Annotated in this window: 1 protein-coding gene and 1 pseudogene; one reads left to right on the top strand and one right to left on the bottom strand. The window is 71.3% G+C overall.

The window, feature by feature from the left end:
* Positions 1–6: 6 nt before the first annotated feature.
* Positions 7–12,339: a non-ribosomal peptide synthetase gene (locus ABD339_RS00440; RefSeq protein WP_344560929.1), complete on the bottom strand. Its 12,333-nt coding sequence runs from the start codon at positions 12,337–12,339 to the stop codon at positions 7–9.
* A 351-nt stretch (positions 12,340–12,690) separates the two neighbouring features.
* Between ABD339_RS00440 and ABD339_RS00435 the strand changes: the two are divergent.
* Positions 12,691–12,868, top strand: a pseudogene (locus ABD339_RS00435) (aminoglycoside phosphotransferase); the annotation flags it as partial.
* Between the last annotated feature and the right edge of the window lie 632 nt (positions 12,869–13,500).

Genomic DNA, 13,500 nt, shown 5'->3' with positions numbered 1-13,500 from the left:
TGCTCCTCACAGCGCCTGTTCGCCGGCCAGTCCGGCCTCTAGCTGGTCCATCTGGTTCGTTGAGAGATCGACGAGCGTGCCCGCCGAGGACTCGGGCGCCGCGGTGGCATCGCTGTCGGCAGGGAGTTCCGCGACAAGCACCGCCAGCCGTTCCGGCGTCCTTTCTTCGAACACCTGCCACGAGGTCAGTTCCAGCCCCTTCCTGCGGGCTCGGGCCGATAGCTGCATCGACATGATCGAATCGCCGCCGAGTTCGAAGAAGCTGTCCTCGGCACCCACCCGGTCCAGGCCGAGTACCTCCGCGAACAGTTCGCACAGCCTCGCCTCCATCGCCGTGCGCGGGTCCCGCCCGGAAGACATCCCGGCGTAGTCGGGAGCCTGCAGCGCCCGGTGGTCGAGCTTGCCGTTGGGGGTCAGGGGCATCCGCTCCAGCGGCACGAATGCCGCGGGCATCATGTACTCCGGCAGGCGTTCGGCCGCCAGCTCGCGCAGCGCGGAGATCAGCGCGCCGCCGTCGGTGGAAGCGCCTGCGGCCGACACGGCATACGCCACCAGCTGCTTGTCGCCCGGCCTGTCCCGGTGGACGGCGACCACCACCTGGGCGACGTCGGGATGCTCCGCCAGCACAGCCTCGATCTCGGCGGGTTCGACCCGGTATCCGCGCACCTTGACCTGCGCGTCGGCCCTGCCGACGAAGACCAGCTGGCCCTCGGCGGTCCAGCGGAACCGGTCGCCGGAGCGGTACATGCGGCCACCCGGTGAGAACGGGTCGGCGACGAACCGTTCCGCCGTCAGGCCAGGGCGCCGGAAGTAGCCGCGGGCCAGTCCGACTCCCGCGATGTAGAGCTCGCCTGCCACACCCGGCGGCACCGGCTGCAGGAAGGCATCGAGCACGTAGTGCCGCACGTTGCGAATCGGTCCGCCGAGTGGGACCACTTCGTGTCCCGGAGACAGCGGGGAGCTCATCGTCGAGCAGATGGTCGTCTCCGTCGGCCCGTAGGCGTTGATCATCCGACGGCCCGGCGACCAGCGGTCCACCAGCGCGGGCGGCAGTACCTCGCCGCCCGTCAGCACGGTCTCCAGACTGTCGGGCAGGTCGTCCTCGACCGCCAGCACGCTCGGCGACACCGTGAGGTGGGTGATGCCCCACCGGCGCAGCGTGTCGCCCAGCGTCACCTGGGGCGGCATGCTCTCCGCGTCGGGCAGCACCAAGGTCCCGCCGGCCAGCAGAGCCATGTACAGCTCGGAGACGATGGCGTCGAACCCGATGGCGGACAACTGCAGGACCCGCGAGGTGGACGTCACGCCCATCCGCTCGATGTGTGCGCGCCCCAGATTGCCGAGCCCGGAGTGGGTGACCAGGACGCCCTTGGGCACCCCCGTCGATCCTGATGTGTAGATCACGTACGCGGCATCGTCCGGCGCGACCGGCGGCAGGGCCACCTCGGAAGCGGCTGCGGGCAGTTCGTCCAGCACGAGCACCGTGCCCGCGAACTCCCGCGGCACGACCGCTCGGGTCGCCGCCGTGCACACCAGCACCTCCGGCGCCGAGTCCGCCAGCATGTACTCGATCCGTTCAGCCGGATAGTTCGGATCGACCGGAACGAACACCCCACCGGCGAACGAGACCCCCATCAAGGTCACCGCCAGCTCGGCCGAGCGCTCCACCACCACGCCCACCCGGGCCTCACGCCGCACGCCCGATCCCACGAGCAGCCGCGCCAGCGCCTCCACCTCGTCGAGCAGCTCACCGAACGACAGGCTCCGCCCCGCGTCCTCGATCGCCACCGCGTCCGGCGACAGCTCCACCTGCCTGCGCAACAGCACCGGCAGCGTCTCCGCCGCGAACGGCACGTCGGTCTTGTTCCACTCCTCCACCACCAGGCGGCGCTGCTCCTGACCGATCAGGCCGACGCGTCCCACCGGGGTCCGCGGATCGGCCACGACCTGTTCGAGAGCCCGGAGGATCGACGCGAGGAACTCCTCGACCTGGGTTCGCGGGAAGGCGTCCGGGCGGAAGATGACTTCACCGTGGACGGGACCCGCTACGGACGCGCGCATGGACAGCGGATAGTGCCCGGTGTCGTTCGGAATTCCCGCGGGACGCATGACGAGTGCGTCGGGGTCCTCGGACGAAGGCGGCGTGGGCGGGTAGTTCTCGAACACCACGATCGTGTCGAACGCCGCGCCGGGCCCGGCGAGCTGATTGATCTCGGTCAGCCCGATGTGCTGATGCGGTATCAACGCGACCTGCCGTCGCTGCAGGTCCGCCAGCATGTCGAGGAAGGGTTCACAGCCGGCCAGGCGGGCCCGGACCGGCAGCATGTTCATGAACAGGCCGACCGCGGACTCGACACCGGGAATCTCGGGCGGACGCCCGGCCACCGCGGCGCCGAAGACCACGTCGCCGCGTCCGGTCAGCCGGGCCAGCAGCAGTGCCCAGACCCCTTGGAAGAGCGTGTTCGCCGTCACGCCGTGCCGGCGGGTGAACTCCACCAGACGCCGGCTCAGATCGTCGTCGAGTTCGAAGGCGACCCGGTCGGGCTCGACCGGTGCGATGACCGTTTCCGGTGGCACGACGTGGGTCGCCTCGTCCAACCCCGCGAGTTCGGTCCGCCACGCCTCCCGGGCGGCACCCTTGTCCTGGCGGAGGGTCCAGGCGAGATAGTCGCGGTACGACATCGGGGCCGGCAACGCCCCGCCCTCACCGCCGGCTCGGTAGGCCGCCAGCACCTCAGCGGTGATGAGGGGCAGGGACCATCCGTCCGCCGCGATGTGATGCGACGTGAAGACCAGCCGGTGGTGGCGTTCGCCGAGACGCACCAGGTGCAGACGCAGCTGCGGCGCCCGGGTCAGGTCGAACCGTTCGGCGTGCAGTTCCGCCGCGAGACGGTCGGTCTCCGCCAGCGCCTCGTCCTCGGGCAGATGGGACAGATCGGTCTCCTGCCAGGGCGGCGTCACCTCGCCGGCGATCGCCTGCACGGTCGCGCTGGACCCGAGCTGATGGAAACTCGCCCGCAGGGCGGGGTGCCGGTCCAGCAGGACCTGCCACGACCTGCGGAAGCGGGCGACGTCCAACCGTCCCTCGATGACGAGGGTGCGCATACTCGCGTAGACGTCCGGGCCGCGCTCGTCGGCGGCGTGGAACAGCAGACCCTCCTGGAGCGGGGACAGCGGCCAGATGTCGAGCAGGCCCGGTACGGCGGCCTCGACCTCCGCCACCTCCCGCTGCGTCAGCGCGGTGAGCGGGAAGTCCGATGGCGTGTGCCCGCCGGCGCCGCCGGCTTCGACGTGTGCGGCGAGGCCGGTCAACATCTCCAGCCAGCCCCGCGCGAGCGACTCCGCCTCGGCTTCGCCGAGTATGCGCCCGGCCCAGGTCACGGTCAGCTCCAACTCGGGTCCCTCGGCGGCGTCCAGCACGACCGCGTTGATCTCCACGGCGTGCCGCAGCGCCGCGTCCTGGTCCGCCGTACCGCCGATGGTCCCCACCATCTGCCAGGGCTGAGCGGCACCCTCGGGCCCGGAGGAGAAGCGGCCAAGGTAGTTGAAACCGATCTCCGCCTGCGGCAGCGCCGCCAGGGCCGGCCCGGTCTCGGCGTTGAGGTAGCGCAGCATCCCGTAGCCGAGCCCGCCGTCGGGCACGGCTCGCACGTTCTCCTTGACGCCCATCAGCAGGCGGCCTGCCGCGTCGCCGCCCGCGACGGCTTCGGCCGTGTCGATCCCGGTCACATCCAGCCGGAGCGGGTGTATGTCGGTGAACCAGCCGACCGTCCGGGACAGGTCCAGCTCACCGAGGGGCCGGCGGCCATGGCCCTCGACGTCCACCACGACGGCCGTGCCACCGCGCCACCGGGCCACCGCACCCGCCAAGGTGGCCAGCAGCACCTCGTGGACACCGCAGTGGAAGGCCGAGGTCGCCTTCGCCACGAGCACGCGGGCCTTGTCCCGCGGCAGTGTCCAGGACCTGTGTCCCGCGGTCGCCATGGTGTCGCGCGTGGGGTCGAACTCGCCCAGTCGCGGCTGCGCTCCGTCGAGAATCGCCGTCCACGTCTCCAGCTCCGCGGTCCGGGTCTCGGCCTGATCGGCCAGGGTTCGCGCCCAGCGCCGGAAGGAGACGTCGACCGGATCCAGCTCCGGTTCCCGGCCCGCGGCCACGGCCGCGCATGCCGTCTGAAGGTCCGGCAGCAGGACCCGCCAGGACACGACGTCGGCGAGCAGATGGTGGACCACCACCACGAGCCGTCCGACGCGGCCGGGTCCGGCGTCCACCCACACCGCCCTGATCATCACGCCTGCGGCGGGATCCAGCCGAGCGGCTGCCTCGCCGGCGCAGCGATCCGCGATCTCGTCCGCGTCGCCGCCACCGGCCTCGACCCTCTCGATCAGCGTCGCCGCGTCCACCGCCGCCCGGTCGGACACGATCAGCCGGGGCTGCTCTCCGTCGGTCTCGACGATCCGGCTGCGCAGCATGTCATGGGTGTCGATCACCGCGGCCAGTCCGGCCGCCAGCACGTCCGAGGAGAGGTCGTCGGGCGCGCCCACGGTCACCCACTGCGCCAGTGCGCGGCGGGTCATCGCGCGGGGATCGCGTTCGAGCAGTGCCCGCACCACTGGCGTCCAGGGGACCTCTCCGACGCCGTCGGCGAGGTCGGCCCGCGCCGGTCCGCCACGCTCGGCGACCGCCGCGATCCCCGCGGGCGTCTTCTGCTCGAAGACCTGCTTCGCCCCGAAGACGAAGTTCTCGCGACGCGCGCGGGCGGCCAACCGCATCGACAGGATCGAGTCGCCGCCCAGCTCGAAGAAGCCGTCGTCGGCGCCGACCCGGTCCAGGCCGAGGATCTCGGCGAACAGGTCGCACAACACTCGCTCGGCCTCGGTACGCGGCTCGCGGCCGACCGCCTTCCCGGTGAACTCCGGGGCGGGCAGGGCCGCACGGTCGATCTTTCCGTTGAGCGTCAGCGGGAAGCTGTCCAGCACCACCACCCTCGCGGGCACCATGAACTCCGGCAGCCGCGCCGCGAGGTGCTCGCGGACCGCGTCGGAATCCGGTCCCGGACCCCCTTCCGTGGTGACATACGCGATCAGCCGCTTCTCGCCCGGGTGGTCCTCCCGCACCACCACGATCGCCTGTGCGACCTGCGGAACCTCGGCCAGGGCCGCCTCGACCTCCCCGGGCTCGACACGGTGGCCCCGGATCTTCACCTGGCCGTCGGCCCTTCCGACGAACAGCAGTTCACCCTGGTCCGTCCAGCGCGCCAGATCGCCCGTGCGGTACATCCTCGCGCCCGTCGCCCGGCCGCCACCCCCCGTGGTGGCGCTCGGCTCCGCCGCGTCGCCGAGGGCGAACGGGCTGGCGACGAACCGCTCCGAGGTCGGCCCGCTCGCGCCCTGATAACCGTGCGCGAGGCCGGCGCCGGCGAGGTAGAGCTCGCCGGTCACGTGGGGCGCCACCGGCTGGAGGAACGCGTCGAGCACGTAAGCCTGCCGTCCGGCCAGCGGTCGGCCGATCGGCAAGGTGTCGCCGGTCTCGTCCCCGGCTTCGAGGAGGTGCCATGTGGCGCAGAGGGTGGCCTCGGTGGGGCCGTAGAGCTGCCGGACCCGAACCTCCGGGCACGCCCGGCGCACGCGCGCGACGGACGCGAGTGGCACCGCGTCCCCGCCGGTGAGGATCTCGCGCAACCCGCGGAAGGACTCCGGCGATTCCTCGGCCACCACCCGGAAACTCCCCGCCGTCAGGTGGGCGGTGGTCACGCCGCGTTCGATCGCTTCACGCAGCCGCTGCGCGTCCACCGCGCCCGGTTCCGCGACCAGCACACGGGCCCCGCTGACCAGTGGCACCCAGATCTCCACCAGCGACGCGTCGAAGGCATGCGACGCGTGCAGCAGCACGCAGTCCTCCGGGCCCTGCGACCATCCAGGGTCGCTCGCCAGCGCCGCCACGCTTCCGTGCGGCACCGCGACGCCCTTCGGGACCCCGGTCGAGCCGGACGTGTACATCACGTAGGCCACATCGTGCGCCCCGATGGCGAGTGCCGGTGCCCCGTGCGGCACCTCCTCGATCGCCGGTGCGTCCATGACCACCGGCTCGACCCCGTCCGGCACCGCGTCGCGGGTCGCTCCCCGGCAGACCGCCACCCGTGCGCCGGCATCGGCCAGCATCCGGTCGATCCGTTCCGCGGGGTATTCCACATTCACCGGCACCTGCGCGGCCCCGGCCTTCCAGACCGCGAGCAGGGCGACGAAAAGGTCCGCGCCGCGTTCCATCACCACACCGACGCGGTCGCCGCGCCGCACGCCCATCCCGGCGAGGTGCCCCGCCAGCCGGTCCGATCCGCGGTCGAGGTCGGCGTAGGACAGGGTGCGTCCCCCATCCATGACCGCCACCGCGCCCGGGGACCTGTCGACCTGCCGCCGGAACAGCTCCAGCACCGACTGGCGGCCGGCCGCTTCGCCGGCCGGGTTCCCGTGCTCCAGCACCGACGCACGCGTCGATTCCTCCGTCACGGCCAGGCGGCCCACCGGAAGCGAGGGCTGCGCCACCATCCGTTCAAGGACCCGCGCGACCTGCCCGGCAACCTCAGCGGCCGTTCCCCGGCCGATCCGGTCGGGCCGGTAGGCCACGTCGATCCGCAAGCGGTCTCCGGGCGAGACGCTCACGGTCAGCGGATAGCTGGTACCGGTCCGGGTGCGGACCGAGCTGATCGCGAAACCACCGTCGCCGCCGGGGCCGGCGGCGTCGTCGGGGTAGTTCACGACCATCACCATCGTGTCGAAGACCGCGCCCGTCCCCGCCAGCCGCTGGATTTCCGGCAGCCCCAGGTGTTGATGCTCCATCAACGCCGATTGACGCCTCTGCAGGTCCTGGAGCATGTCCAGCACCGGCCGGCTGCCTTCGAGCCGCACGCGAACCGGAACGGTGTTGATGAACATCCCCACCATCCGCTCGACGTCCGGCACCTCAGCGGGACGCCCCGACACCACCGACCCGAACACGACGTCCGTCCGGCCCGCCAGCCGCGCCAGCACCAACGCCCATGCGCCCTGCACGATCGTGCTCAGTGTCACTCCATGGCCACGTGCGAAGTCGGTGAGCGCCCGCGTCGCCTCCTCGGGCAGCCATGCGGCATGCCCGTCCGGCATGACCATCGTCTTGTCCGCGTCGGCGTCCATCAGGGTCGGCTCGTCCGGCCCGGCGAGTTCGGACTGCCACGCCGCTCGTGTCGCCTCCTGATCCTGACGGCGCAGCCACGCCAGGTACTCCCGGTAGGACGGTGGCGCCGACGAGCCCTGTCCACCCGCGTAACCCGCCGACATCTCGCCCAGGACGACCGGTGTGGACCAGCCGTCCAGGACAACATGATGCGACGTCACGACGAGCCGGTGCGTGCTCTCACCGAGACGGATCAGCAGCAGCCTCAGCAGCGGCGCCTCGGTCACATCGAACCGCTCCGCCTGATCCCGCGCGAGCAGGCGGTCCACCTCCGCGGACGCCGCCGCCTCGTCGAGGTGCGACAGATCGGCCTCACGCCAGGGGACATCGACCTCGCCCGCGACGACCTGTACCGTTTCGCCGGATCCGAGCTGGTGGAAGCTCGCCCGGAGCGATTCGTGCCTGGCGACCAGCCGATTCCAGGCCGCACGCAGCCGTTGCGCGTCGAGCGGTCCGTCGAGGTCCAGGATCCGCTGGCTCTGGTAGACGTCCACGCCGTCCTCGTCGAAGGCCCGCTCGAAGAGCATGCCTTCCTGCAGCGGTGACAGTGGCCAGACGTCCGTCAGCCGTGGCGCCGCGGCCTCCAGTTCCGCCACGTCCCGCTGCGTCAGCTCGACGAGGTCGAAGTCGGACGGTGTGTGCCCGCCTGCGCCGGAATCCTCGGCCAGCGCCGCGAAGCCGGTCAGCATCTCCAGCCATGCCTCGCCGAGCCGCTCCACCGTGGCGGGGTCGAGGTCCCTGCCGTCGATGGCCAGCCTCAGCCGGGGTCCGTCGGGCGTGTCCTGAACGTCCGCGGCGACTTCCACCGGGTGGGCCGCGGCCATCTCCGGACCGCCACCGAGCGGCTCTTCACTCACCTGCCACGCGGTGTCCCCGACGGCGGGGCTGGAGCGGCCGAAGTAGTTGAATCCGATCTGCGGGGACGGCAACTCGGCCAGCCTGGCCCCGGTCTCGGGGTTCAGATAGCGCAACAGCCCGTAGCCGAGACCGTCGCCGGGGACGGCGCGGGCCTGTTCCTTCACGGTCTTCAGCAGCTGCCCGGCCGCGGCGTCCCCCGCTGCCGCGGCGGAAAGGTCGATGTCGGAGACATCGAGGCGGACCGGGTGGACGCTGGTGAACCAGCCCACGGTGCGCAACAGATCCTCACCGTCGAGGGCATGGCGGCCATGGCCTTCCACGTCCACCACGATCCCGGCGCCGACACCGCGCCGGCGCGCCAGCGCGCCCCCGAGGCCCGCCAGCAGGACTTCGTGAATCCCGCAGTGGAACGCCCCCGGCAGTCGGGTCACCACATTGCGCGCCGTGGTTCCGGACAGCGTCCATGACCACGAGTGGGACTGCCCCGTCTGCCTGTCGAGGGACGAATCCGCACCGTCCAGTACGGCGACCCAGTGATCGACTTCAGCGATCGTGCTCTCGCTGAACGCCTGCTCGCTCAGCCGCCGCGCCCACTGCCGGAACGATGTCGTCGCGGGCTCAAGGGCAGGGGCCTCCCCGGAGACCACTGCGTCGTAGGCCGAACGCAGATCCGGCAGCAGGGTTCCCCACGAGACCGCATCGACCGACAGATGGTGCACCACCAGAGCCAACCGGCCCGGCCGGGCGCTTCCGGCATCGACCCACACGGCCCGCACCATGATTCCGGCCGACGGGTTCAGCGTGCCCGCCGCCGTCCTGGCTTCGTGCCCGGCGAGCTCATCGAGGTCTCCGGTCCCGGCCGCCACCCGCGTGACCAGGCCGGCCGCGTCCACCGCGCCGCGCTCGGCCACCATCAGCCGCCCGTCGGGCTCCACCCGTGCCCGCAGCAGATCGTGCACATCCAGTACCGCTTGCAGGGCGCTCACCAGGGCATCCGGACTCAGGTCAGCGGGAGTGACGACGACTTTCGCCTGCGCGAAGCCGGGGCGCGCCGCGGCCTCCCCGAGGGCACGCATCACCGGCGTCCACGGGATTTCCCCCACGCCTGTGACGGCCTCGGAACGGTCCCGTGGTGGTGTCGTCGGGGCCTCTTGTGCCAGTGCCGCAAGTCGTTCGGGAGTCCGGTGCTCGAAAATCTGCCGCGGGGTGAGGGAGATCCCCTCGCGCCGCGCACGGGCGGCCACCTGCATCGAGGAGATCGAGTCCCCGCCCAGTTCGAAGAAGCTGTCCTCGACCCCGGCTCGTTCCAGGCCGAGGACTTCGGCGAACACTCCGCACAAGGTCCGCTCGGCTGCCGTGTCCGGCTCCCGGCCGGCCGCCTTCGCGGCGAAGTCCGGCTCGGGAAGCGCCTGCCGGTCCACCTTTGCGTTGACCGTCAACGGCAACTGGTCCAGCACCAGCACCGTGGCCGGAACCATGAATTCGGGCAGCGTCCCGGCGAGTTGTTCGCGCAGCCGCACCGGGTCGATCTCGTGCCCCGCTTCGGCGACCACGTATCCGATCAGGTGCTCACCCCGTGCCGACACCACGGCCTGGCCGACGCCCGGCAGCCCGGCGAGGACCACCTCGATCTCGCCGAGCTCCACTCGGTACCCGCGGATCTTGACCTGGTCATCCACACGTCCGGCGAACGCCAGCGCACCCTGGTCCGTCCAGTACGCCAGGTCCCCGGTCCGGTACATCCTCCCGCCCGCCGCCCGGCCACCATCCCCCATGGTGGCGCTGTGCGCCGCCGCGTCGCCGGGAGCGAACGGGTCGGCGACGAACCGCTCGGCCGTCAGTGCCGCACGGCCGAGGTAGCCCTGCGCCACACCGGCTCCGGCGACATACAACTCGCCCACCACACCCGGCGGCACAGGCCGCAGGAACGCATCGAGGACGTAGACGCGCCGCCCGGCGAGCGGCCGTCCGATCGGCAGCACCGATGCCGTCGCGTCGCCGGGTTCGAGCAGCCACCACGTCGCACACAGCGTGGCCTCAGTCGGGCCGTAGAGATGCCGCACCCGCACGCCGGGACTACTTCGCCGCACCCGCTCCACCGCCGCGGGCGGCACCGCGTCCCCGCCGGTCAGCACCTCGCGCAGACCGGCGAGCGACTCCGGTGACTCCTCGGCCACCACCCGGAAGGCCCCCGCGGTCAGGTGGGCGACCGTGACACCGCCGGCCACATATCCGGCCAGGGCCTCCCCGTCCACCGCGCCCGATCCGGCCAGCACCACCCTGGCACCCGACAGCAGTGGCACCCACAGCTCGAACAGGGATATGTCGAAGGCGTGCGAGGCGTGCATCAACACGGCGTCGTCGGGGCCGATCGCCCATCCCGGCTCCCCGACCAGCGCCGCGACGTTGCCGTGCGAGACCGCGACGCCCTTCGGTGTTCCCGTCGAGCCCGACGTGTACATCACGTACGCGAGGTCGTCGGCGCTCGCGCCGACGGACAGACGGGCGCACTCCGCCACCGCCTGCCGTGTCCGGGGATCGTCCAGGACGATCGGATCGAGCCCTCCGTCCAGCGCGGCGTCCCGGTACGCTTCCGCGCAGATCACGGCGGCCGGCTCCGCGTCCGCGAGCATGAACTTCAGGCGTTCCGCCGGGTAGGCGGGATCCACCGGGACGTACGCCGCTCCTGCCTTCCACACCGCGAGCAGCGTCGCGATCAGTTCGGGCGACCGGTCCATGACCACGGCCACCCGGTCCCCGCGCCGGACTCCCCTGCCGCGCAGATAGCCGGCCAGCCGCTCCGCGTGCTCGGCCAGTTCCCCGAACGACATCGCCCGGTCACCATCGAGGACCGCTGCCCGGTTGCGGCGGAGCTCCACCTGGCGGTCGAACAGATCCGGGGCCGGCCGGCTCGGCGTCACGCCGGATGCCGCGCCCCATTCATTGACCGCCACCGCACGCTCGGCCGCGCTCGTCACATCGACCTCGGCCACCGTCAGTTCGCCCGCACCCGTCAGCTGATGCAGAACTTTCCTCACACGCTCGACGATGGAGAACGCTGTGGTCCGGTCGAAGAGCTCCGTCAGATAGTCGAGTTTGAGGAGCATCGATTCGCCGGGGACGACGACCAGCGTCAGGGGATAATGGGCGGCTACCCGGCCCTGATTCACTCGGATACCGAAAGTCCCCGCCGAGTCCGATTCAGCGGGCTTATGAGGGAATTTCTCGAAGACGAGCAAGGTGTCGAAGACCGCGCCGGGACCGGCCGCCTGCTGTATGTCCACCAACCCCACGAACTGGTCGGGTATGAGCGCCGCCTGCCGATTCTGCAACTCCGCCAGCAGCTCCATGACCGGCGTCGAGCCGTGGAGGCGCACGCGCACCGGGACGGTGTTGAGGAACAGCCCCGCCATCTCCTCCACGCCGGGCAGATCCGGCGGGCGCGCCGATACCGCCGCCCCGAACACCACGTCCGTCCGGCCCGCCAGCCGCGCCAGCACCATCGCCCACGCGCCCTGCAGCACAGTGTTCAGCGTCAGCCCCTGGCCGCGAGCCAGTTCGTCCAACGCGCGCGTGAGGTCCTGCGGCAGCTCGACCTCGACGCTGTCCGGCACGCCGGGCGCTCGCCCCGGATCGGCGGGCGCCACCAGCGTCGGCTCCTCGGCACCACGCAGCTGCGCCGTCCATGCCGACAGCGCCCGCTCCTTGTCCTGCCTGTTCAGCCACGCGAGGTAGTCCCGGTACGACGTCACCGCCGGCAGTGCCAGCGGGTCGCCGCCGGCCGGGTACAGCATCGAGAGTTCGTTGACCACGACCGGCAGCGACCAGCCGTCCATGATCGTGTGGTGGCAGGTCATCACCAGTCGATGCGTACGGTCATCGAGACGGATCAAGGTCAGCCGCAGCAACGGCGCCTGCGCGAGGTCGAATCGTTTCGTCCGATCCTCCTCGGCCAGCTCCCGCACGGCCTCCTCGGGGTCATCGAGGTGGGAAAGATCGACCACCCGCCACGGCAGTTCCACCTGCTTGAGGACGATCTGCACCGTCTCACCCGACTTGCGCTGCCGAAAACAGGCCCGCAGCGGGGCGTGCCGGGTCAGCAGTGCCTCCCATGCCGCGCGCAGCCTGGCCGCGTCCACCGGCCCGTCCAGGTCCAGGATCCAATGGCCTATGTAGACGTCGGGCCCTTCGCCGTCGTAAACCGCGTGGAAGAGCAAACCGGCCTGCAGTGGCGAAAGCGGCCAGATGTCCTCGATCCGCGACTGGGCCATCAATGTCTCCCTCGGTCAGCTACGGGTTTGACGTTCGCCGTCGAACACAGCTTGAATTCCTCGAACTCGCCCTGATCCAGGCCGAGGAGGTCGACGTCGGATGCGGAACATGCCGCGCAGAAGAATCATCCGCCTGACGGGCAAGCCCGGACAACATGTCCAGTCACACCTGACTTCTGAGAACTTTGGTGCTGTTCCGTCCCAAAGCCTCTGATCTGTAGCTCTCTGAATCCGGATCGGTGATGCCGGGGGCCACAGCGAGATGTTCCGGAGAACGCGAACCGCTCCGCCTGCCGCCTCAGCGGTGTGAATTCGCATGTCCGGGGCCGGGGGCCGGGGGCCGGGGCCGGGATCACCGCAGACCTGGTCCGCGGCCTGCTACCGGAGCGACATCCAGACCTTGTCGGACTGGCCATCCGCGAGGTGCCGGGCGGCCGGGGGCCGCCACATGGGGTGCCCTGGAGACGAATGGGCTCTGCGCAGGCAGCGCATGAACGCCACGCCGGAACTCCAGCTCAAGGAGCGGCGGTGACTCCCCCGTGCCGCGGGCCATGAAGTGTCCGGTCGGCGCCGAGCGGGGCAATTGACGGCGCTTCCCCCAGAGCACCGGCGGGCCGCGGCAATCCGCCGCGGAGCGACCGCCGCACCGCGGGCATGGACACCGTCGGCGCCGCGATCAGCTTCGAAACCGTCGCCCGAAATGCGGGCGTCTCCCGTGCCCGGCTCCGCGACCAGCCCGCCGCCGGCCGTCACCGAACGCAACCCGACGGCTGGAGGCGGAGCACCGCGAACTGCGACAGGCCCCGCGCTCGCGCCCGGCGAAGGCCGCACCGCCCACCGCCGACCTGCCACCCCGCCCGAGCGACAGGCAAATCGTCGAACGCCCCCCGGGGGCCAGAGGATTCGCCCCGGTCTCCCGAAGCGATGGACGGTGGAGCGCACCTACGGATGGCGATGCTCCACCGCCGCCCGGCCCGCGGCTGCGGGACTCTCCCGGCCCGTTCCGAAGCCGGGATCCACCCTGGCCATGACCGATCTCATGGCCGCCGCCTCACCGATCCCGGCGCCCCACCGACAAGGCCACCGCCTCCTGGCGGCCCGGCATCACCGGAACACTTACGCGTCACGAGAGGAAACAGCGGGAGAAGGCGACCTCTTACT

This window comes from Streptomyces axinellae (assembly GCF_039532135.1).
GTDB lineage: Bacteria > Actinomycetota > Actinomycetes > Streptomycetales > Streptomycetaceae > Streptomyces > Streptomyces axinellae.
Note: the sequence above shows the minus strand (reverse complement) of the source record. Positions and strands in the feature narration are given on the sequence as shown.